This window comes from Pseudomonas sp. Van50 (genome assembly GCF_055390755.1).
Window position 1 is genome coordinate 390,211 of the sequence record NZ_AP024343.1, and the last position, 23,095, is coordinate 413,305.

17 protein-coding genes, 1 tRNA gene and 1 pseudogene are annotated in these 23,095 nt (G+C 53.1%); 4 read left to right on the plus strand and 15 right to left on the minus strand.

Annotated elements, in window-relative coordinates; genetic code table 11:
* Window positions 1-10: 10 nt before the first annotated feature.
* Window positions 11-463 (minus strand): Lrp/AsnC family transcriptional regulator, encoded by a 453-nt coding sequence (locus ACZ5M5_RS01685; protein WP_060739637.1) that lies wholly within the window; start codon window positions 461-463, stop codon window positions 11-13.
* Window positions 464-644: 181 nt separating this feature from the next.
* Between ACZ5M5_RS01685 and ACZ5M5_RS01690 the strand changes: the two genes are divergently transcribed.
* From ACZ5M5_RS01690 to ACZ5M5_RS01700, 3 genes and pseudogenes are all read left to right on the plus strand, one after another.
* Complete coding sequence (locus tag ACZ5M5_RS01690; RefSeq protein ID WP_060743092.1) at window positions 645-1,262, plus strand: LysE family translocator; 618 nt, start codon at window positions 645-647, stop codon at window positions 1,260-1,262.
* Between the two features lie 25 nt (window positions 1,263-1,287).
* Window positions 1,288-2,130, plus strand: a pseudogene (gene panB / locus ACZ5M5_RS01695) (3-methyl-2-oxobutanoate hydroxymethyltransferase).
* Window positions 2,131-2,160: 30 nt separating this feature from the next.
* Window positions 2,161-2,634 carry a MaoC family dehydratase gene (locus ACZ5M5_RS01700; RefSeq protein WP_464738491.1) on the plus strand — a complete coding sequence of 158 codons (474 nt, stop codon included), beginning with the start codon at window positions 2,161-2,163 and terminating at the stop codon, window positions 2,632-2,634.
* 656 nt (window positions 2,635-3,290) lie between these two features.
* On the opposite strand, the gene ACZ5M5_RS01705 is transcribed toward ACZ5M5_RS01700, so the two are convergent.
* From ACZ5M5_RS01705 to ACZ5M5_RS01755, 11 genes are all read right to left on the minus strand, one after another.
* On the minus strand, window positions 3,291-8,624 hold the full coding sequence (locus ACZ5M5_RS01705) for a TOTE conflict system archaeo-eukaryotic primase domain-containing protein (RefSeq protein WP_464738492.1): 5,334 nt from the start codon (window positions 8,622-8,624) through the stop codon (window positions 3,291-3,293).
* A 1,248-nt stretch (window positions 8,625-9,872) separates the two neighbouring features.
* On the minus strand, window positions 9,873-10,226 hold the full coding sequence (locus tag ACZ5M5_RS01710) for a hypothetical protein (RefSeq protein ID WP_464738493.1): 354 nt from the start codon (window positions 10,224-10,226) through the stop codon (window positions 9,873-9,875).
* On the minus strand, window positions 10,223-11,203 hold the full coding sequence (locus ACZ5M5_RS01715) for an integrase domain-containing protein (RefSeq protein ID WP_464738494.1): 981 nt from the start codon (window positions 11,201-11,203) through the stop codon (window positions 10,223-10,225). The genes ACZ5M5_RS01710 and ACZ5M5_RS01715 overlap by 4 nt, the downstream gene beginning before the upstream one ends.
* A 675-nt stretch (window positions 11,204-11,878) precedes the next feature.
* Window positions 11,879-12,934: a hypothetical protein gene (locus ACZ5M5_RS01720; RefSeq protein WP_464738495.1), complete on the minus strand. Its 1,056-nt coding sequence runs from the start codon at window positions 12,932-12,934 to the stop codon at window positions 11,879-11,881.
* Between the two features lie 363 nt (window positions 12,935-13,297).
* Window positions 13,298-13,373, minus strand: a tRNA-Thr gene (locus ACZ5M5_RS01725).
* A 75-nt stretch (window positions 13,374-13,448) separates the two neighbouring features.
* Window positions 13,449-14,273 (minus strand): FkbM family methyltransferase, encoded by an 825-nt coding sequence (locus ACZ5M5_RS01730; protein ID WP_464738496.1) that lies wholly within the window; start codon window positions 14,271-14,273, stop codon window positions 13,449-13,451.
* A 331-nt stretch (window positions 14,274-14,604) separates the two neighbouring features.
* Window positions 14,605-15,837 carry a methyltransferase gene (locus tag ACZ5M5_RS01735; RefSeq protein WP_464738497.1) on the minus strand — a complete coding sequence of 411 codons (1,233 nt, stop codon included), beginning with the start codon at window positions 15,835-15,837 and terminating at the stop codon, window positions 14,605-14,607.
* Window positions 15,818-16,507 (minus strand): ABC transporter permease, encoded by a 690-nt coding sequence (locus ACZ5M5_RS01740; RefSeq protein WP_060739629.1) that lies wholly within the window; start codon window positions 16,505-16,507, stop codon window positions 15,818-15,820. The genes ACZ5M5_RS01735 and ACZ5M5_RS01740 overlap by 20 nt, the downstream gene beginning before the upstream one ends.
* Entirely contained in the window at window positions 16,504-17,199 is a 696-nt protein-coding gene (locus ACZ5M5_RS01745; protein WP_103310089.1) for an ABC transporter permease, read from the minus strand. Before ACZ5M5_RS01745 ends, ACZ5M5_RS01740 begins: the two co-directional genes overlap by 4 nt.
* Before the next feature lie 78 nt (window positions 17,200-17,277).
* Window positions 17,278-18,033: an ABC transporter substrate-binding protein gene (locus tag ACZ5M5_RS01750; protein WP_060739627.1), complete on the minus strand. Its 756-nt coding sequence runs from the start codon at window positions 18,031-18,033 to the stop codon at window positions 17,278-17,280.
* Between the two features lie 13 nt (window positions 18,034-18,046).
* Complete coding sequence (locus ACZ5M5_RS01755) at window positions 18,047-18,820, minus strand: ABC transporter ATP-binding protein (protein WP_014336086.1); 774 nt, start codon at window positions 18,818-18,820, stop codon at window positions 18,047-18,049.
* A 396-nt stretch (window positions 18,821-19,216) separates the two neighbouring features.
* Between ACZ5M5_RS01755 and ACZ5M5_RS01760 the strand changes: the two genes are divergently transcribed.
* The gene (locus tag ACZ5M5_RS01760) at window positions 19,217-19,666 is read left to right on the plus strand and encodes a hypothetical protein (protein ID WP_092173350.1); all 450 of its coding nucleotides are present in this window, start codon (window positions 19,217-19,219) and stop codon (window positions 19,664-19,666) included.
* 9 nt (window positions 19,667-19,675) lie between these two features.
* Here ACZ5M5_RS01760 and ACZ5M5_RS01765 read toward each other — a convergent pair whose 3' ends face one another.
* The 3 genes from ACZ5M5_RS01765 to ACZ5M5_RS01775 are packed head-to-tail and all read right to left on the minus strand — an operon-like array spanning window position 19,676 to window position 22,999.
* The gene (locus ACZ5M5_RS01765) at window positions 19,676-20,122 is read right to left on the minus strand and encodes a hypothetical protein (protein ID WP_192262078.1); all 447 of its coding nucleotides are present in this window, start codon (window positions 20,120-20,122) and stop codon (window positions 19,676-19,678) included.
* A 40-nt stretch (window positions 20,123-20,162) separates the two neighbouring features.
* On the minus strand, window positions 20,163-22,397 hold the full coding sequence (locus ACZ5M5_RS01770; RefSeq protein ID WP_464738498.1) for an ATP-binding protein: 2,235 nt from the start codon (window positions 22,395-22,397) through the stop codon (window positions 20,163-20,165).
* A complete protein-coding gene (locus ACZ5M5_RS01775; RefSeq protein ID WP_464738499.1) occupies window positions 22,394-22,999 on the minus strand; it encodes a biliverdin-producing heme oxygenase in 606 nt (201 codons plus the stop codon). Before ACZ5M5_RS01775 ends, ACZ5M5_RS01770 begins: the two co-directional genes overlap by 4 nt.
* Window positions 23,000-23,095 lie beyond the last annotated feature (96 nt).

The window sequence follows — 23,095 nt, forward strand, 5'->3', positions numbered from 1 at the left end:
CTACGCAAGCTCATAGCGGCAGCGGCCGATCCTGGACAACCCGTTTCATCACCAGCGTCGAGGTCAGCCGCTGAACATTGGGCAATGTTGAAAGGCTCTCGTCATACAGTCGCTGAAAGGCCGGCAGGTCCTGGGCGATGACGTGCAGCAAATAATCCGGCTCGCCAAACAATCTTTGCGCATCAACCACCTGGGGGATCTCAATGAGCGCCGCTTCGAACGCCTCTACCGCTTGCCTGTCGCCCTCTCGCAGGGTGGCGAATACCATGGCTGAAAAGTTCAGGCCGAGCGCGGCGGGGTCCAGTTGCGCGCGATAGCCGAGCAATACACCGGACTCTTCCAATGCCCGCACTCGACGATGACAAGGTGAAAGGCTCAGGCCGACCCGTTCAGCCAGTTCAGTGACCGAAAGGCGACCATCCTTTTGCAATTCGGCAAGAATATTTCGATCAATTCTGTCCACGCAGTAAAACCTTCCAATACACAGTGTCGTCACGACAATCTTTGAAAGAATATTCTAGCCGACTTTCATTATTCTTCCTTCAGCCATAAACGACCGAGCCCTTCCAAAGAGGCGCGATCCTGGATTGATGGGAAGCGATGATGACAAGAACAACGTTGTATCAACCGGCGTGGGTGACGCCATGACCTTCAGTGTGTTCGCCGCGTTCTGGGCCGTGTCGATTCTGTTCGTCATCACCCCGGGTGCAGATTGGGCCTACGCGATATCCGCAGGCTTGAAGCATCGCGTTGTTATTCCTGCCGTGGGTGGACTGTTATCCGGCCACCTGATCGCCACGATGATCGTCGCGGCCGGTGTTGGCACGTTGATAGCCAATCACCCGCTGGCATTGTCCGTGCTGACGGTGGCCGGCGCGGGTTACCTGCTTTGGTTGGGGGCCAATATGCTTGCTCGCCCTTCCACACCGCACGCCGATGCAAGCCAAACGACCGACTCATGGGCGCGATGGGCGCTAAAGGGACTTTGCGTGAGCGGGCTGAATCCGAAAGTGTTTCTGCTGTTTCTGGCGCTCCTGCCGCAATTCACCGACACCACCGCGCCGTGGCCTGTGCCCATGCAGATGATTGCACTCGGGCTGATCCACACCATCAGCTGTGGAGTGATCTATCTGCTGGTCGGATTTGGCTCACAAGTCGTACTTCGAGCACGCCCTGCCGCTGCGCATCTGGTCAGCCGTTTGTCTGGAGTGATCATGATCATCATCGCGCTAGTGCTGTTGATCGAGCAGTTACATGCCTAACCCATCCTGTCAGCGAGACGTCCCGATGAGCGAGCAAACTTCACCCTACGACCGTTCCCCCCAGACAAAACCTGCGACACGAATCCGGATCCCGCACCTCAAACAGATGAAAGTGGAAGGTCGCAAGTGGGCGATGTTGACGGCGTATGACATGTACAGCGCCGCCATTTTCGAGGATGCCGGCATACCTGTCCTGCTGGTGGGCGACTCCGCCTCTAACAATGTCTACGGCAACGAATCAACGCTTTCGGTCACCGTCGACGAACTTATCCCTCTGGTGCGAGCAGTCAACCGCTCGACACAGCGGGCACTGGTGATTGCCGACCTGCCTTTCGGCTCCTATCAGGCCTCACCGGAACAGTGCCTGCATACCGCCGTTCGATTCATGAAGGAAGCCGGTGCCCATGCCGTCAAGCTCGAAGGCGGGATCGAGTTGCTGCCACACATCGAAAAGCTCACTCGCTCGGGCATCCCCGTCATGGCACACATCGGCTTCACACCACAGATGGAACATCAACTGGGCGGCTATCGTGTGCAGGGCCGAGGTGAAGATGCATAGCGCTTGATAGACAGCGCCAAAGCACTGGAAGCCGCCGGTGCCTTCGCGGTTTTGATCGAGATGGTACCCGGTGAAGTCGGAGCCGCGATCACCCACGCTATTTCCATACCTACCGTCGGGATCGGTGCCGGAAACCAATGTGATGCTCAGGTACTGGTTTGGCAGGATATGGCCGGTTTACGTCAGGAGCGCCTGCCGCGATTCGTCAAACAGTACGCCGACCTCCGTTCCGTACTTCAAACAGCGGCAAGAGATTTTGCACTGGATGTGGAAGCCGGGACATTTCCTGGTCCCGAGCACACTTTTTAACGAGCGCCCCGCCGCTACCAGGAAGCCTTTATGAAAAGCCCGAGAGAACGTGCCGCCGAAGGACTCAACGTAGGAGACCGCTTCACCGTTGTCCGCTGTTTTTCGCGAGACGATATCCTTCAATTCGCGCAGATCTCTCGGGACTACAACCCGGTCCACAGCGATGCGCATTACGCGCAGTTGCGCAGGTTCAAGGCACCTATTGCTCATGGCCTGCTAACGGCAAGTCTGATTACCGAGATCGGCGGGCAGATCGGTTGGTTGGCCACCGGCATGAGTTTGGAGTTCAAACGTCCCGTGTACCCAGAGGAACAGATCACCTGCCATTGGCTCATCGTTGACATCGATGAACGCGGTCATGCAAAAGCCGAGGTCAGGGTACTCAACGAAGAGGGCGTCACTGTGCTGCAGGCGATGACAACGGGCGTGCTACCCGGTGCCCAGGAGCGTGAATGCTTGAAGCGTATGCTTGCTGAGGGAGATCCTACCAACGGTGCGCGGTGAGGATGAGAGTCAAACATCCATCCCGGCACGATGATTCTCGTTGATCCCGATACCGGCACTCAATCGCTGCTGGCTAACGGCGACGGCTGTTTTTTGATCTTTGTTTGGTGGTTGAACGGCCAGGGTTTTCCTAAGCGATGAGTGAGTCGCTCCCACAGGTTTTTAGGGGGTGGAGGAAAAGTGAGCACCTAGAAACAACGAAGCCCTCGCATTTCTGCGAGGGCTTTGTTTTGGGCACCAGGAGTCAAAAAGATCCATAACATTCTGTAAATAAGAAAATTTTATCCAGTTGTTTAGCTTTCTATCCCTAAACCTATCCTTATCATTATGCCGCGCTTGTGCCGTTGCCAGAGAGGAGTTTTCGCTCGGAATGTAGTCATAGACGATTCTGCGGATTGATCTGATTCAGGTGATTCTCCAAGGGAGCAGAACTGATAATTCACAAGTCGCTGGTTCTAGACATCGATATGTGAAGATCAATTTCGATGCTGGGTGATCCATGCCACGCATCCGTTTTTTCATTCCCACCCTCTTTTAGGGGTTAGCTTGATGCGTACAAGCAGTTGGAGGTCCTGCGGATTCTTCCTTAGAGAGGTAAGAGAGAGGTAAGGGGACAGACAACAGATATCCCCTTAACCACCTTAAACTCTCCCAGGCTACTCGTTTAGCTCGCGTATCCGAGTAAGTGGATGACATGTAGGCGCATGCCTCAAACCGGTTTTCAGGAATGTAAAACATTTTTTTGGCAACGATTGATATCGCGCAACCAAATTAGTTTTATTAATTTCCTCGTCTATATTTGACTTTGACCTTTTGAAGGTGGGTATCACATCAAGATGATCGAGAAGGTTCTGCATGGACTCTTGATCCCTAAGGATGTTGCGAATTAGATCTTTATCCTGTTCTCCTATTCGGTTTGTAGTGCCGAAGAGCGCATTCTCACCGATATCTTTTCCACAGATAACATTTACCGTTACAGCTTCATTCATCGCACTTTTTAGAAATATTTCGATGTTTCTAATGGCATTTGATGTGTATAGAATTGTGCAGATGTCAATTGATTTTATTTTTTTCAAGTTTGATATCAAGGTTTCCCTGTGTTCTGCTGGGATTAGGAAGTTATTTGAGTTGGATTTGGTTTCTATGCCCGTCAAATAAAAAATCATTGAGGAGATTATTTGCGATCCCGTGATGATTGTGTCGGTTATAAGAGTTGCTCTTTCGGAGTCAATTGCGATATTTGCCGGGGAGAGACTCTCGATACTACGGCCAATATCGTTGTCCTTAAATAATACTCGGTGCGTACCATTGTAGTCACCAATGTGCTTTATAAGAAAAGGGTTGCTACCTTCTTCACTTAGTAAATCTTCGACTTTTTTTGTGAACTTAAGGATGTCCTCTTTATGCATCACTGTATGAGCAGATATTAATGTTACCAACGCTTGGTGGAATTTTTTTGGCAGGGAGCTAAGCCACTGTACTAAATTGGAATGCGCATCGGTTTTGGATATGTCTCGGTGTATTGAAACTACATCAACGGCAGAGCTAAAGCCATTTAAGGACAATATACTCCTTTCGTCAAAAATAGTAGTTGGGTAGCTTTTGAAGTGATTTCCTTTGGAAGAATATATATCCAGCCTGCTTGTTATGGATTTATATATTTTACTTATAAAGCTGTGCATGGCTGCAATATATATTCCGGACGAGTCCTCGTAGAAATAAACGTGCTCAGACGAGCTTATAGCCATGGAGTGTTTCGTCTCAAACTGATGAATTTCATTCGTTGTCAAGTTTACTAGCTGTATCATGTTGAATGGATAATCTTTTCCATTGAAATGTAGTGACTCGCTGATTGGAGAAACTATAGGTCTAATGCGCTTGAATTGAACTGCGTCTAAGGTTGAAGTTTCGGAGCTGTGCCGCTCTACTAGTTCGTAAAAGCTCTTCCTGTATTGCTCAATATCGGTGTGAAGATATAACGCTAACGACGGGGTCACGGTTGTAGGGATTAATTTTAAAGCTGTTTCTATAGTATTTAATAGATGTATTGGCGTGCTATCAGTGGGGGTCGTACTTTGATCTATAGCGTATATATGACGATCACTGTCCTTTTGATTAAAGCGATGGTATTGATCAACAAATTTGTCGATTCTTCTTGCCGGTTCAGTTTCGTCGATCGAGAGATATAGAGCGGCCGCCGCCGCTAAGTCAAAGTAAAACGGATCCTCAGATCCATTTATTTCTTCCATCTGTAGTAGCAAGTGTTTTATAAATTCGACAGCGTCAATAGTTTCGCCCAAGTTGTCAATATACTTGTCTTTAATTATAAGTATGTTGGCGTCGTGGCTTGAAGTAGATCGAAAGTAACTTTTAATAAAGTTTTTCTGGTTGTTGATTAATATCTCAATATTTCCGTCCCTATCTTCAAGTATTATTGTTCTTGAATTTACAAATTCTTGGCTGAAAGGCAATAATGTATTTTCGGTAAGTAGTCGATCTTTACAGAATATGTTGGGGTACGCTCCAGAGCCTTTGCACACATTTATTATGTCGAGGAGCTTTTTTAGTTTTTGCCCTGTGGTCTGTTCTGAAATAGTTTCAGTCAAGGTTTTTAGAGTTTCCGGTGTATAATCGACAACTATTTCACTATAGCCATTGTGTTCGTTTAAAGGAGTACTTGTTGAATGGAAGTTAGTTGTTGGCTTTCTGAAAAGAATAGATCTATTTCTTTTTAATACAATCGAGCTGTTTTCGATAATGTTTTTTTCGAACCATGACTTATTCGTTGTCGGAAATATTGATGTCTGGTCTTTGTCTATAAGCCATTTGTAGAAGTCGGCTTTATCTTTGAGATCGTCAAGTGCTTTCTCAATCCCTGCGCTTTTAATATCGTTGTCTTGGAGCGTTATGTATATTAGTAGAAGACTGTGAAATTTCTCAAAGATTTTTCTTTTGTCAATGAGTCCGCGGAATATGTTACCGTCAACAATTGTTGATATTAGAAGTAGTGCGTTATCTTGGCTGTATTCAATGTCGCTTATTTTTTTGAACCAATCAGGTGCCCTGTGAGCTATTTCTGTTTCATAGGTATTGAATATATGCGCACAATATTTCCACGAACTTCTCAATAGATCGGTGGACTTATTTTTACTGGATATAGAGAACAAGCACAACAGGTAGTAGTATTTGGACGCCGTTGAAGGAGCACATATCTCTGGGGGGGAATCTATCGATAGTTTGCCATTTCTTTCATCAGTCGAAAGTTTTGCATAGAATGTAGCAGCTAGATCATTGAGATCTTTACGTTCAGTTCTCGAACTAGCACAGAGGGGGTATATAGCCTCAATGAATCTTGGTAATTCTTTTATATCGTTCAGGGCGGTGTTGAGTTGTCCGACTAACCTTGTATTTATTTCTAGGTTGTCATTCTCTGGAAGGCTTATTAAGCAGTTTATTATATGTTGTGAAGGGATATCCTTTAAGTTAATTTCCACGCCAAAAACTAACGCTAGGTAGGTAAGGTTTTCATGGGTTAACTCAGATTTTGATAATTTTTTCTCAATTCGAATTATCAGTTTTTTAAGATCGTCTGAAGCTGACTTGCTAGACTCAAGTGCAGTTATAAGGCTCGCAGTGAATACTTCTGATTGAAGCTCGTCTAGGTGATCTACTGATTCTAGCGCGTCCCAATTTTCGGGTGAATCTAAGACAAAATTAAATAAGTGTTTATATAGACTTCCTCTTCCAATTTTGGCGTTCAGTGTAGGTTCAACCTTTTCTCTTTTTAATGGGTCAAGGGTTGGTACGCCTGCCAAATGGGAAAATATAAAGGCCAAGTCATCATTGCAACTGTCTGACTGAACGAGTTTAATGAACTCATTTATCGCTAGATTTTTTTGTGTAGTAGTCGAGTCAGCAAAATTTCTTGAGACTCTGTCAACAGCATACTTTGATTGAGAGCGATAAGTGTTAAAGTCCTTGGAGAAATGTCTTATTTTAGTAATGCTGGTTTTTTCATTGTTTATATCTAGTCCTAGCAATTCGAGTTCTGCACGAAGCATTGCAAGTGCTGATTTGGCAGAATCTTCGGAGGGGGCGATAATAAAAATATCATCTACATAACGTTGGTAGAGCTGAATTTCTTCTAGTTGCAATTTCGAGTCGAGGTTTAGATCAAGATTGTCAAGGTATAGCTCTGCTAAGTACCTTGCATAAGCTGGGCCTTGAGGCAAGCCAACTTTTGAGTTAACAACTCTTTCCGTTATTTCAAAGAGTGTATCAATGTGTGATTGGTATGAACTTTTTGATTCTTCTGATAACTCACTTAGCTTCGCGTCGATCCGTGGATTAACGCCTCCAAGTAACATTCTTTTGAGATTGTCATGAGGGATAGTATCGTAGAAACTTTTTATGTCTGTTTTAAGGATATAATAGTTTTGGTTGTCTGGATCTTCGATTGCGCTGCTTATGTTGGATACGAATTTGATCCATAGATACAACCATGGCTGAAATATGTAGCCGTCACTAAATCCCTTGTTTGGTTTGTATCCGTGGGAGTTGCTGCTTGGGGGGATATTTAAAAAATAAATCAGTTGCTTCAATATGCAAGAGGTTGCAATTCTTTCAGGCGCTTTTAGCGTGATGAGCGTTCGAACTTTGTTTTGTTCGTTCCGTAGATGCTTATAAAATTCTGCTGATTTAGGGTTTTGTATTACTGTATTTACTAGGGTTAATAGGCGGTAGCTATCGGTGGAAGACAGTTCGTTTATTACCACTTTTGACTGAGCTTCGTCGTTTAGAAATAAGTAGCTAAGCTCGGCTGTTTTAGTTATTTCAATGTCGGATTTTGATATCTCAAATGTGGCGTCTGTAAAATGCGTGTATGTAGGAATACAAGCCTTTATTAGATCTTCGACTGTTAGTGAACTAGCAAATTTTACATTCGTAGTGTTTTCTATTTGTTCTTGTGATGGAAAATTGAACGATGATAATTTCTTTATGGATCGAATTGTTATCTCAGGATTGTAGTTTTCGCTCTTGCTAAATATGTCTATCAGGATTTTTTGCCCTGCATCTTCTATGTTTTTTGCTTTGATGTTGTAGAGCATGCCTACAAGAAGTTTTCTTTCCTCGTGGTTGAGGTTTCCGCCATCTATTATTTTATTGCCTAGAGTATGGAGCGGCGAGTGATCTTTCCAGTGTGCCTGCAACATGTCCAGTGTGAATCCGTTGTTTTGTATTCCTATTGATTTTATTCTTGCGGGGCGCAATGTTTCATCATGAGTGAAGTTGAAAATAACCCCTAAGGTCGTTTCTAATTCAGATTTGCTTGTGCTTTTATGTTGTTTTAGAATTTCTAGGCTGGTGTTTATAGTTTCGCTATCAAGCTCTGTGGTTTGTTTGAATGTGCCAAGTTCCGATTGTGTTTTTAATAACACAGCATAACGCTTTGATTTGGTATGTTTTGAAAGTGGAACCTTTACACCTAGTCCGGTGCCATCTGTTGGAGTGCCTGAGCTCGGAAAAAGGTCTACTCCTATCAGGTCTTTATTATAGAAAAGTTGTGTGCTCTCAATCAAAGCCTGTTGGATTTCGTAGCCTGTACGATAGCTTGTCTTCTCTTTGAATGTTATCCAAACGTGAAAGCCTCTGTTTCCAGAGAACTCAAGTAGATAAGGTACATTTAGTTTGCTAAGTTCTGTGCAGAAGCTATTGACCGTGCGTTCAAGCTCAGCTTGTGCGATCGGCCTGAGTTCATTCTCTAAATTTTGTTTTGAAATGTCGAAATCAAAACAGATCCATTTGATTGTTAGGTCGTTATTTTTTTGGTAAATTGCAATTGATCCGGAAGTACTTAAAGTCTTCTCCAAGAGTTTTTTCGTAACTGCGCCAGGTTTTCTCCTGTACTTCCCATCGGGCTGATGCTGTGCGTGGGAAGCCTGATCTGTAGCGAAAAATTCATGTAGTAGCGCTGCTAATTCGTTCAACATAGTCGACTCCATAACTAAGTCTAAAACCGTATTTGGATATTTATTTTGTCAAGGTTGTGTGTGTCGCTTTGACAGAAAACATCATGCTCGGATCGTGCTGCATTTATGTTTTGTTTTTTTAAGCTCATGCAATGTGCCCCATGAATAAATATGCTTATCTGGGGTGGGCTGTTTAAACTATGTTTTTTAATCAGCTTTTCAAACGGGTTCTTTTGACCAAAATAGAGCGCGAGAGATTCCTTGTAGAAATATCGAGCTTTACTAAGGGCGTCTACGAACGCCGAGGAAGCTAAAGAAAACCAAATACTAATTCCGCTGCAATACCCCATCTCGGCAATACTACTGAGTTCCCCCTCTTTTCTGAACAGAAGGACAAGATATATACAGGCGCCTCTCGTTTCGGGGGAGGGGTAATATCCCTAGCTATATGCACTTTCTCGGAAATCAGTTTGATTATCATACTGCAACACATCGCGGTCCATTTTGCGAAGGCTGCCATGTTCGAAAGTTAGGCTGAGCGGTAAACCGATCTATTAATTTTAGTCCGCTGGGATGTTTACACGCCCACCTCCCGTCTTTAGACGTGCAGAAATTTTCTCTGAGGATTTTTCTTTTGTAGGAGGTATCGAGGTTTGAGTTACGGATTAGTTCGACTTGGTTACTCAAGCACCCTAGGGGCCGCTCGTTGCTCACGTCTAAGCACTTAATTGTTGCAAAAACGTGGAATTCCAAGCGGTGGTGCAGCTTGGTTTGGACATGTGAGAGTTCTGAGACGGCGCAGCGTTTCTGTATGAACTTATTCTTATCATACAACTCCAGCTTGCTGAAGAAGTTGGCTTGAACTTCATTGCCGCCGACGTACACGCTCTCGTCCATTACGCGCTCTATCATAGTCGCCCAGATTTTTACTTCCGTCTGGGTATTGAATGTGCGGGTTTATTGGGACCACCCGTGACGTCTGATTTGGACGTCTCAATGTTAAGGGCCTTCATCCTGAGCGTCGCCATCTTTAACCCCACGGTGCCACATATGTGGAAGCAATCCTAGCACTGCGCGATATCAAAATAGAGGCAATCATTCGGATTTTTCTGAGATCAAAGGCGTTCGCTTGAGTCAGTAGAGAGGCATAGCATAGCGACGAGTGAATAGCCCCTGACTTCGTCGACAACGTGATTGCCCGGTTTGCGTCAGGCAGTGAAGGGGGAGCCATCGTGTGAGCATGTGTTGACGTGAACTGTTTTCACGGTCTCACCCGGGCATTTCCTGCCGGTTTCTCCTTTGTATGGAATGGTCAACGCTATGTTTACCATTGATGCCGACCTCGCCTTTCGCTATGAACTGCCATGGTTTGGCTAGGCGGAGAGCGAGTAAATTCATGGTCAGCAGATAGTAATAGCGCGTCGACTCAGCGTGCTGATTCAAGTGCTGATTTAGAAACCAGTCGAGATGCTTTCTCTGCCAGTTCCATGGGGTACTTCGGTTCCAGCGATCAAAAATCGCCTCTTGAATGGCCTTTGCCTGGCGAAGGTGACGCTTGCGTGTGGCATGCGACCCGGTCAGGACGCCTGACAGGAACAGTTCCATATCGAATGCCGTGCTCATGCTCGACCACCAATGTAAGCCGACACTACGTCGATACGGCCGTGTCCGAGTTCATAGCTGATTTGCACTCGGGCCTCCTGATCGAGGCGTCGGTCGAGTTGGTGGCAATGGCCACCGTAGATAGGCGCGGGATGCTGGGTGATTTGCTCATAGCGTTCGCATGCAAAGGCCGCCCGTAGTTCATGAAAGCCTTTGAGGTTGTGCATATGGAGGAGGTCTCGAATGGAACGGACGGTGCCCTGTATGAAATCTAGGTAGCTTTCGTGCGGGGCTAATAGGTTGTGGCTACCGTCAGGCGAGACGTTTTCGGCAAACTTTAGTGCGTCACGAATATGATCATTTACCGTAATCCAACGAGGTGCTGACGCGCCTGAACGGCCACCTTTGGTGCCATCCTGGATGTTGATCTTGCCGTAGTGTTCTGCCTCACGTTTTAAGCGCGGTAGGTCGGCCAAAATCGCCTCGCGCAGGCGCATGCCGGTGGTTCGTGCCAACTGCGCGATGGCCGCGGCGCGCGCCAGCTGGTTTTCGCAAAGCACCTCTACGATCCGCTTCACCTGTTCGCGGTCTTGGCCTTGCGGCACCGAACGACGAACACTCGTGCGCCGCATTCCCAGTGCCTTACTCGGACTCGGTACTTTCACATACTGATCACCGCGAAGCGCGGCCATGGTCCGATTCACACTGGATAACCGGTTTTGCGCAGTAGCGATGTCTATGGCACCTTGTTCAACTTGCTGACGCAGATGCTCGGCGTAGTCCAGAAAGGTCTGCCGATCAATCTGCCGCGCATCGTTAAACCCCGGCCCATCCTCCGAGCGACACCAGCGTACGAACGCCTGCCAGCGATCACTGTGCGCTTTGACGGTGCCGTAATGCCCGCCGCCAAACAGATCACGTAGCGCCTGTGGCCCGGCATAACTCAGTTGCCGTCCATAGCCAAAATTGCGCCCGTCACGTTTACCTACCAGTGCCATGATCAAACTCCTCTCGAAGCTAACCCTTAAAACTCTCCCCACGTCATCCCGCCAAGAATGTTGAGTGTTATCAGGGATCAAGGCCCCTGCGACCTGTGAGGGTTGTCCACTAACGCGGGACTGGCGGCTCCTTACGACCGGGAGCTTGGGCATCTCATGATCTGGCCTCCTGAACACCGATACCGGTGGGCGGGTGGAGGCTGCACTGGCTGACGAGACCAGCGCCGCGAGATCCTGAGTCGGGGGAAGGCAGTGAGGCGATGGCCGGGGCATGCCTGACTGTCAGTCAGGTGCAGTCCATTCTGTGGGCTGCGGCACCATCATCTGCACCGCTGTTGCTGGTGACTTCGGTGTTTGTCACGCCGATTGTCGCGAGGGGAAATGCCGCAAAGCCTTGTACGAGTTGGGCTGCAGCAGCGGTAGGAGCGCCCGTCTCTTTCCGGAAGAAAGAGACGGGCGCAGGTTGGCGCAAGGAAATGGCCAAGCGGATAGGTTGCTGTAGGGCAGCTATGAAAGGGGATGAGTTGCCGCAGTGGGCACACTGGTAAAAGTAGGCATCCATCACATCGCTGTGACCGTGCGAGCCGCCGGACGCTAATCGCGCTTGGGTTAAAGGTTTGCGGCGCTGGGGGGCAGACCCAGATCTCATTTTTAGATTGATGTGTGTTCTTAAGCCTATTTCCTTGGGTTCTCAGCTTGCACGACCTTCTGCATGCCATATTTTCCGGGTCCAGAAGCTACCGCATCAGTGTCAGTGCAGAAGACGACCTTTTGGAGATATTCCCTCACCGTTGTCCACTCTGCACGTTGACTGGCAAATCGCAGCACTGTTGCGCTCGCGCTCACTGGGTCTTGTGGTGCAACAAGGCCTTGTGCTTTCCAGGATGTAGGCGTGTCGGTCATGTGATGTAAGTCAGCGTCTTGATTTGTGTATGAATAGTATTGAATGACTCGTCCGCTGGGGCAGGCGGTCGTCGGGTTGAAATCCCGAAGAGTATGGCCGAGTGAATACGAGTCTTGAATGATGTGGAGCAGAGAGCCTAGGGCCATTTGTGGCGTGTATTCGGGAGCCTTTAGTCGATAGGTAGGGGCGAACAGGTAGTTGATGGTCCAGCCCGGTTGTTTGCTGAAAAAGCTTTGGAAGTGTGGAGTTCTTACATCCTTGAGTTTCGTTTCTGCATCGATCTGTTGAGTGGCTACCTGATAAGCGAATTCGGCCCATGCGAGAATATTGGCTTGTGTGGTTAATGCCGGTTGGCCGTCGGCAATTGCCATGGCGTGGAGAAATTGAAGGTCTCCATAATGAGAGCGGTATTGCATGTAGTAGGTTTGATTGATTTCCGCTTTCTCACCCTTGTAGTTCGTACCTGTATGAGCAATTCGCTTGCCGTCATGCATCCATGCTCGCCATTTGGCATGGCGATTTCCCCAAAAGCCAAAAAGCAGCTGATTTGGGTCGTCGTTCCACCAAACTCCGCGTACTAGCGCATCGTATTTATTACCGCCAAGCCCCGCTCCTGGCGATGAACCGGTGGTAGTGCATTTCAATATTAGCGACGGTTGCCCCAGTTGATCCTCTGCGCACTCCCGGGCCCTGTGGGTTATTTCTTCATGCAAGGGGGAAGCCGCCATGCCCGCGATTGATGGCTTGGATCCAGGCGCGTATTTGTTGATCAATGGGTTGATCTGATAGGCAGAGGCGGTGCAGATAAAGCCTGCAATTCCAGCCATGATGACTGCCTTTCCGCATGCTTTTAACATGATTCCCGTCTCTGAGTGGTAGCAAAAGGATAATGCTGCGCTGAGTGTAGGTCAGTCGTATTTTTTTGCTGAGCGGAGGATCAAGGCGCTGTTGTCTGTAGGGCAAAAGCTTTTTATGCGTCTGACTTACACAGCAAGGGGGAGGGGGCACTCATTGCGCTTCGATGATTGCCAATATTGGTTCTCATCACCAGAGCGTAGGGAAGGAAGAGAGACTCATGGGAAGCCGCGGTGCAAGCTCAAACAGGGCGAGGCAACTGGGGCGCAGGCGCAATAACACCATAGCCCAGAAACAACAAAGCCCTCGCATTTCTGCAAGGGCTTCGTTTTGTATGGTGCCGGCACCAGGAGTCGAACCCGGGACCTACTGATTACAAGTCAGTTGCTCTACCAACTGAGCTATACCGGCGTGTGGGCGACGATTATAGCGATTGGGTGCGTTCTGTAAACCCCTGAATTCTGACTATTTTTGCGCAGGTCCGGCTTAGGCGCGGTGAAGCAGGTTGCGCAGTTTGTTCAGGGCTCGCCAGGTGCGGCTGTTTTGGATGGCGTGGAGTTGGGCTTCGGCCTGTTCGGCGCGTTGCAGGGCGGCGTTGAGTTGTTGGTCGGTGTCGTCGATGGGGTGGCTGAATTTGTGGCCTTTGCAGAGTTGGAAGCCGTCGAGGTTGCACGGTGGGATGTCGAAGGCGGGTTTGAGGGCCAGGTGTTCTTCGGCGAGGTAGTAGGTGTTGATGCCGTCGAACAGGATGGATTGGTAGCCGGCGTCGGTGATCAGGTGCTCCCAGGTCTGGTTGCGGGCCCATGGGGTTTCGATGAGGATGATCCAGGGGCGCCAGCGGCTGAAGTCCATGCCGCGCAGCACGGTTTCTTCGTGGCCTTCGACGTCGATTTTCAGGAAGTGGATGGGGCGGTCCTGGGCGTATTGTTCGCAGATGGAGGCCAGGGTGCGGGATTGGACGGTCTGGTTGCGCACGTCCATGCCGGCGTCGCGATGCTGTTGGGCGACGCTGGCTTCTACCGTGGACAGGCCCGTGTCAGCGATGGTGTAGAAGGTCAGGCTTTCGGCGTTTTCGCCGGCCACGCATTGCAGGTTGGTGTCGTGGGGGCGTTGCTGACAGAGGGCGTCGTAGTAGGCCGGCACGGGTTCGATGTTGATGCCACGCCAGCCGCGGTCGTAAAACGCTCGGGTGACTGAATCATCTGTCGGATGGTTGGCGCCAACGTCGAGGTAAAAGCCGTTTTCCACCGATTGAAGGGCGCGCCACAGGCGTATGTCTTCGAAGTTTTGTGCGTAGGAAATGAACGTCACGGCCAGTCCTTGAGTGTGTCGGCATTGTGTCAATCACGATACGTGGGGCTGTTGTATAGCACGGGCGCGGCGGACGCAATTATTGGCGCGGGGCAGCACTGAATTCGGCGGTTATGTCGTTTTGCTTAGACGCTTATGCACAACGGGCTGGATGAGACGCAGGGCATCTTGCGATTTTGTGACCGCTTTCGCGTTTCGTCGCAAATGCCTGTTTTCATGGTTTTTTATCCATATGAACAAAAAATGACCAATGCTGATACGGTCAGGAAATCTCGGATTTCTTGGATCCGGGTTTATTTCATCAACAGAGTTATCCACAGGCTGTTTCGCCTCAGTAACGCTCTGCCAGCAACAGCAGATTGCGCGGCGTCAGTGGGGTTTCGCAGAAGGTGCCGAGGCGAACGTCGTAGCCTTTTTGCGTGAGGAAAAGCGCCCGGTCCAGTACCAGCCAAAGCTCCAGCGGCCGTCGAAAAAGACCTCTCAGCAACTCCAGGTTGCGTACCTCGGCCAGGCGCTGATGGCCTGCTGCTTCCAGGGCGACCCAATCAGGCGTGCCGACTGTGGATAAGGCTTTCAGGGCTGCCAGATCGGTGCAGTACTGGACGAAGGATTTTTCCAGCCATGCGCTGGGGAGTGACGGTGTGGGCAAGTACTCGTTGCACCCTCTGATTTGCCGTTGCAGCAAGTCGAAGCCCAGGCGCCAGGCCATGGAGTGGTCCCGTTGTCTTCTGACGCGTGCGCCAGCGGTGACGGTTTCGGTCAGCGGCAGGCTGAGATCGTCGAGCGACAGCTGTAGGGCGGAGCCCTTGGCGGCGTCGGACAGCGCTTGATAGCGCTCGGTGTTGATGCGGTTGTAACAGCACGGTGCGATAGCCAGTTGTGCACAGCCAACGGCGCTGGCCAACTGCATCAAGCGCACATGCAGGTCGCCACAGGCGTGCAGGGCTACGGGGGTGTGTTCGGGGTGGAGCGCCTGGGCGGCGTTCGCCGCTAGCACGTCTTGTTGCAGGTGCGTGGCGGGCAGGTGATGGCGCTGGCTCAGTTGTTGGCCGCTGGCGACCAGTGCGGGGTCGTATTCCAGGCAAGTCAGTTGCTTTTCACCGTGCAGCAGGCGTCGACCGAGGTGACCTTTGCCGGCGCACCAATCCAGCCAGTGGGTCGGTTGGGTGGTGAAGTGCAGTCGGCTGGCGAAGGCTTCGATCTGCTGCCATTTGCGCCCGGGTACGTCGACGTTCAGGCGATGGCTGGGGGCTTCGAGTGTGCTGGCGGGCAATTCTGCGACAGCGCTCAATGTGCGGGAGATAGCGGCCAATTCCGGAAACGGTGCGGGTGCGTCCTCCATCAACCATGGCTGATGATGATCATTTTCCGCCGCTTCCAGTGAACGCTGACGTAGCCATCGGGACAATTCCGGGTGGGACGTTTCCCAAGGGAGCTGCAGGTGGGTGAACGGACGTGGTTTCCACAGCGCCTGGTGCGCTGTGAGAAAAACGTCCAGCGCCGTGAAGCGGGCGAGCAATGCCTCGCCCGTCAGCACGCCGCTGTCAGCGCCCTTGGCAGGCATCGACGCGCAACCAGCGCTCCAGCTGCTTGAAGCCTTGCACCAACAGGAAGGACATCAGCAGGTAGAACATGCCGGCGGCGAAGAAGATCTCCACCGGCAGGTAGGTCCGGGCAATGATGGTGCGGGCCATGCCGGTGAGTTCCAGCAGGGTCACGGTGCTCGCCAGGGCACTGGCCTTGAGCATCAGGATCACTTCGTTGCTGTAGGCCGGCAGGCCGATGCGCGCCGCGCGGGGCAGCATGATGTAGAACAATGCCTTGGGCCGAGACATGCCCAGGGCCCGTGCGGCTTCGATCTCGCCCTTTGGGATGGCCTGGATCGCGCCGCGCAGGATCTCGGCGATGTAGGCGGCGGTGTGCAAGGTCATGGTGACCGTGGCGCACCAGAACGGGTCCCGCAGGTACGGCCACAGCGCGCTGCTGCGCACGGCGTCGAACTGCGCCAGGCCGTAGTAGACCAAAAACAGCTGGACCAACAGCGGCGTGCCACGGAAAAAGAAGATGTAGGCGTAGGGCAATGCCCGCACCTGCCACAGGCGCGAAGAGCGGGCGATGCCCAGCGGAATCGCCAGCAGCAGCCCGGCGATCACGGCGATGGCCACCAGCTCCAGGGTCAGTGTCGCGCCTTGGGCCAGCTTCGGCAGCCACTTGATGATGACGTCCCAGTTCATTGGGTACTCCTGGCAAATCCACGGGCGGCGCGTCGTTCCAGCAGGTGCATGCCGAGCATGGCGAGCACCGTCAGCCCCAGGTACATGAACGCTGCGACCATATAGAAGGTGAACGGTTGCTTGGACACGGTCACGCCAATCTGTGCGTGGCGCATGATTTCTTCCAGGCCGATCACCGAGACCAGCGCGGTGTCCTTCATCAGGATCATGAACAGGTTACCCAGGCCCGGCAGGGCGATGCGCCACATCTGCGGCATGATCAGTCGGGTGAAGATCCGCCACTTCGACAGGCCCAGGGCGACGCCGGCCTCACGGTGGCCCTTGGGAATTGCCAGGATCGCGCCGCGAAACACTTCCGTGGCGTAGGCGCCAAAGCACAGGCCCAGGGCAATGACACCGGCGGCGAAGGCGTTGAGGGCAAGGTCAGGCATGCCCAGGTACTCGCCCAGCGCACGCATCAGGTTGACGGTACCGAAGTAGATCAACAGCACCCAGAGCAATTCCGGAATGCCACGAACCAGTGTCGAGTAAGTGCCGCCAAGCCATTGCAATGGCTTGTACGGCGAGGTCTTGGCCAAGGCGCCGAGCAGGCCGAGCACCAGCCCCAGGCACAGGGCCGAGAGTGCCAGTTTGACGGTCATCAGTGCGCCAGCGGCGAGCGCCGGGCCGAATCCGTGGAGATCGATCATCATGGGTGTGTGTTCATATCGCGGCAGGCTTTGCTAAGGGCCGGCGCTGCGGTGTGGCAGCGTCGGCCGGGTACGTCAGCATCAATAGATGTTGAACGGAAAGTACTTGTCGTTGATTTTCTTGTAGGTGCCGTCGGCGACAATTTCCTTGAGTGCGGCGTTCAGTTTGTTGCGCAATTCGTTGTCGCCCTTGCGCACGGCGATGCCGATCTTGTCGCTTTCCACCACCGGGTCGCCCTTGAATTCGTAGGCGCGGCCGGCCTCGGTTTTCAGCCAGTCATAGTTGACGTATTTGTCCGCCAGGATCGCATCGACGCGGCCAGAGGTCAGGTCCAGATAAGCGTTTTCCTGCGTGTCGTAGAGCTTGGTGGTGATGTCGCTACCCAGTTCGTCTTCCAGCCAGGTGCCGGCCAGGGTCGCCCGTTGTGCGCCGATGACCTTGCCTTTGAGCGAGTCCTTATCGGTCTTGAACTCGGCGCTTTTCGGCGCGATGAACTGCAGTTTGTTGGAGTAGTACGGGTCGGTGAAGTCCACCGCCTGCTTGCGTTCCTCGGTGATCGACAGCGAGGAAATCAGGAAGTCGAATTTCTTGGCGTTCAGGGCCGGGATGATGCCGTCCCAATCGGAGGTGACGACTTCGCACTCGACTTTCATCTTGGCGCACAAGGCGTCGCCGATGTCTTTATCGAACCCCACGACCTGGCCGCTGGCGTCCTTGTTGTTGAACGGCGGATAGGCCGCTTCGATGCCCATCTTCAGTTTATCGGCCGCCATGGCGTTGGCCGAGAACACCAGGCTGACGGCTGCTGCCAGGAGGAATTTCTTGTAGGTCTGCATCTGTATTGCTCCGTTAGCGGTTGCTGGACATGAATTGTTTGCAGCGCGCCGAAAGCGGGTTTTCGAAGACCTGCTGTGGCGATCCTTGCTCCTCGACCAGGCCTTGATGAAGGAACACGACTTCGCTGGAAACCTGACGGGCGAAGCCCATTTCATGGGTGACCAGCAGCATGGTGCGTCCTTCTTCGGCCAGGGCGCGGATCACACTAAGTACTTCCTGGACCATTTCCGGGTCAAGAGCGGAGGTGGGTTCGTCGAACAGAATCACCTTGGGCTGCATTGCCAGGGTGCGGGCGATGGCGGCGCGTTGCTGCTGGCCGCCCGACAGTTCGGCCGGGTAGGCATGGCGCTTGTCGGCGATGCCGACCTTGGCCAGCAGTGCTTCGGCTACTTCGACGGCTTCGGCCTTGCTCTGGCCGAGCACCCGGCGCGGAGCTTCGATGATGTTATCGAGCACGCTCATGTGCGGCCAAAGGTTAAAGTTCTGAAACACAAAACCGATCTCGCTGCGCAGGCGGTTGATCTGTTTGCCGTCGGCGGCCACCAGTTCACCGTTTTTCGCGGCCTTGAGCTTGAGCTCTTCGCCGGCCACCAGGATCTGGCCCTGGTTGGGGTTCTCCAGCAGGTTGATGCAGCGCAGAAACGTGGACTTGCCGGACCCGGAGGATCCGAGGATCGAGATCACATCGCCGTCGCGGGCGGTCAGCGAGACGCCCTTGAGCACCTCCAGCTGTCCGTAGCGTTTGTGCAGGTTGCGGATTTCAAGCGCGGGCGTGGCCTGGGCCATGTGCGGTCCTCATGGTGTGTGCTCCCTTGCTGTTGGCTGCCTTCCTTGGCGAGGCGGCCAAGCTAGCATGCGTCCGAATGACAGCCAACAGCGTTTCGGCTGGTAAACCGGGGATGTGTGGCAGGTTGTCGCATCGGCACAGCAGTCTGTCGCGCCATCAACAACCGAACGGCCGTTTGAACCCTGTCTACCGGTGAAAAGCCCGGGGAGTCGCGTGAAAAAAGGCGCGATGGTGCCAGCTTTGGGCGGGGGTTGGAAGGGTTAACCGGATGAGCGTGTCGCTGTGCTTTGAGTGGTTACTTGGTTTCCGTTCATAGCCAATAGATCTAAACCTTGCCGCATAATCAAAATCAAAAGAGAACTCATGAGCTGTTTCCAGTATCTGGAGTCCTCGCCATGAAGCATAACCATTACTTTTTGCTGCCCTTCCTTCTGTTCGGCGCGCTGTTGTTCCCCATCATGCTCAACGCCACGAACCTGGCCCCGGTAGACAGTGCCGGCGTGCAGGTCCAGCCACAGCAACAGAACGGCATTACCTATCTGTCCGGCGGTATCGGCGAGGATGAAGCCCGGGCCATCGGGCAGGCCCATGGCTACAACCTGCACATGACGTTCGCGATCGGCCCGGAAAACAAATACGTCCCGGATGTGGACGTGACCGTGCAGAGCGCGTCGGGACAAACATTGTTGACGCTCAGCGATGCGGGGCCGCTGGTTTATGTGCAATTGCCGCCGGGCAAGTACAACGTGGTGGCGACGCGCAACGGGGAGGCGCGACGCGACACTGCTGAGGTAGGCAGCGGGGCCGCGCGCAACCTGGTGTTCCATTGGAACGGTGATGAATAGCCGACCCGCTTATTCGCTGGCGGGTGCTTCCATCGACTGGCGATAACGGTCCAGCGCTTCGCTGAAGTCCTTGATGAACTCCGGTGTGCTGAGCCAGCGCTGGGCGGTCTCGCGGTCCATGTCATCGACCCACATGCGGTAGTCCACCAGCATGTCGGCGGCCAGGTTGGTCGCCGCCATGCCTTCGTTTTCAGCGTTCTTCAGGTCGAGCAGGCCTGGGCGTTCGATGATCATCACGCTCAGGGACGTAAGCAGCGTATCGAGCATTTCACTGCGGCTGACGGCCTCGGCTTCGCGCAGCTTGGCGAACAGTTCCAGCACGTAGACCGGTGGCTGGGCGGTGGCGTGGGCCGGATCGCCATACATCGGGATCGATTTGCGCCCGGTCATGCGGATTTGCTTGGCTTTGTCTTTGGCGCGCTTGGCGCGTTTTTGCTGTTTGTTCAGTGAGGCCATTGGGCTTCGGTTTCCAATTCGTTAGGGGGCGGTGCCCGGCTCAGTCGATTCTCGGCACGGTAAAGCGGAATTCGCTGCCCTGGCCTGGCTGGCTTTCGGCATGCAGTTTACCGCCATGGGCCTGGACAATCCCCTTGGAAATGTACAACCCCAGCCCGGTGCCGTTTGGGTTGCCCTCCTTGCTCGTCCAGTAGCGCTCGAAAACATGAGGCAACTGCTCTGGCGTAATCCCTTCACCGGTGTCGCGGACGCTGAACACGATCTCCTTCCCGACCGACATCGCACTGATGCCCACGGAGCCTTGCTGCGGCGTGAACTTGATGGCGTTGCCGATCAGGTTGGACAGCACCTGGAACAGCCGCTCGGGGTCGGCATTGATCCTCAGGTTCGGTTCGGCATTGAAGGAGATGTCGATGGCCTTGGCAGCCGCCAGGGGCGTCAGTAGCGAGCAGGCGTCTTCGAAGATCTGGCTGACGTCCATCGGCTGGGGATTGATGGTGTAGCGCCCGGCGTCGATGCGCGAGGTATCGAGCAGGTCCTCCAGCAGGGCATTCATGCGGCTGGTAGCCTGTTGCATGGTGTCGATGGCTGAGGCGATACGCTTGGAGCTGTGGGAACCGTCGGAGCTGAAGGCCTTTTGCATCATGCCGCAGAGCATGGAAATGACCGTCATCGGGCTGCGCAGGTCATGAGACACCACGGCCACCAGTTCATCGCGGGCCTGCACGGCCAGGCGCTCCTTGTGCACCTGGCGGGCCAGGTCGTTTTCCAAGGCCGAGCGCCGCAAGTCGTTGGCGGCGAACAGATCGCCATGGCTCCATTTGGTACTGATACCGGCCATTTCGACTTTCCAGATCTCGAAAGACGTCCGGGGCCGCAGTCGCAGACCGGTCTCGCTGTTTTCCAGGTCCAGGGGTTTTTGTGGGTCGCCGCTCCATTGGAGGGTTTGCTTGACCTCGGGGCGGAACCACAGCACGCCGTTTTCCACAGGCTTGGGCAAGTGGATCGCCAGCACGCCGCTCGCCACGTCCTGATACGCCTGGGCCGCAGGGAACACACTGCTCAGGTTGTGGTGAGAGAACACCGGCTTGCCGGTTTCCAGGATCCATTTGTGCAGTTCGCGGATCTGCTCCGGTTCCGGGCACTGGCCATGGCGGTGCAGTTTGTTGTCCTCGAGAATCGCGACGCCACTGGCGCCGGTCAGGTCCATGAGGCGTTGCGGCTCGTGGGACAGGCCATCGAAGACGTTGTCGCTGGACTCGGCCATGACCGCGGCGAGGACCTTGAGGTCTTCCAGCTTGGCGTCCCGTTGCCGAGTCAGCTCCAGGGCTTGCATGGCGCTGATCTGCAATGACAGCACCTGGCCGATGGTCTGGCAGGCCATGCGCATTTCATGGGGCACCAGCAGCGGCTGGCGATTGCCGCAACTGATCAGCCCCCACAAGCGTTCGCCCTCCATCAACGAGATGCTCATGGACGACAGTACGCCCATGTTTTTCATGTACTGGCGGTGGATCGGCGAGACGCTGCGCAGCGTGGCAAAACTCAGGTCCAGGGGCGCCTGGGTATCGGGCCGCAATTGCGGAACCAGCGACACTGGCGTGTAGTCGGCGTTGGGGATGATCCGCAGCCAGTTGATGCGATACAGCTCTCGAGCCTGTTCGGGAATATCCGACGCCGGGAAAAACAGGCCCTTGTAGAGCTCCATCGATGGCGCGCTGGCCTCGGCAATCACTTGGCCGTGGCCTTCTTCCTCGAAGCGATAGATCAGCACCCGGTCGTAACCGGTCATGGCCTGGATTTCCCGCACGCTGATTTCGTACAGGGCCTGGAGGGTTTTCGCACTTTGCAGGCGTTGCAGCATGCGGCCCATGTTGGCCTCGCCGCTGACCCCTTCGGGGCGATAGTCGCTCAGGTGCTGTTCCAATTCGACGATCAGGGCGCCCTGATGGCGATGCACCAGGGCATCAAAACGCTGCTGGTTCACGACAATGGCCACGGGCACGTTGTCGCTTTCCGGGGCGGCGCGACAGGCGATGAGGATCGCCTCGGCCTGTTCCAGCCCCAGCAGGGCGTCGAGTGTCTGGCCCAGCAGCCTGTGGGGATCCTGCGCCATCAATTGCAACACGTTGGCGCTGACCTGACGGATTACGAAATCGGGCTCGGACAGCATCAGTAACACGCCATGAGGCTGGATGGTCCCGGGAAAGCGAATCGGTTCGTCTGCGCAATTGGCCAGCAGTTCTTCGAAGGCTTCCTGGTTTTCCGTGTTCATAACAATACCTTTTGGCTGTCCAGCCAGTGTTCAAAATGGGAGAACGTCGCCTTGGCGGCGCGTGTGACTTCGAACACCTGGGCCTGGCCAAGGTTCCTGTCGTCCAGGTATTGGAGGAAATCCTTCCAGCGTCGGCCAGTGAGTTCGCCATACACATTGAGGAAGGCCGCTCCGCTAGAGGCGTCAAGCCCCAGCTTCTCGGCCACCCTGCGCCGCAGGATCTGCCCCCCGAGCGTTGCACCTTCCAGCACATAGGACACGCCGAGTGCGGCGGCACGGGAGTCGATCAGCGGCAACGCCTGGCAGGTGGGCAGCGCTTCGATAGTAGCTGCTTCCAGACCCAGTGCCGTGAGATCCGCCCGCAGCACCGGAAGTTTGATCCGTAGGGATTGGTCCAGCCCGGTCGGCGTCAATGCAAGTACATGAAGACGTTGTTCCAACGGTTGATAGAAACCGTAGTAGGCCGCCATCAGGCGCCGATACAGATCGAAGTCCAGCTGTTCGGAGAAAAACGGCAGGCGTTTTTCCAGGGCGACGTGCAGTTCAGCGGTTTCGCTCCGCAATGCCTGGATCAGAGAAGGGTAGGGAGCGGCCGATGACATGCAGGATAGAGTTCTTTGACTGGAGCGTTGCTGAAAGAAACGCATAAATCTTACATGGGTTTTTGGGTATGCAGTCATCGGGTGTCGGCCCTCATT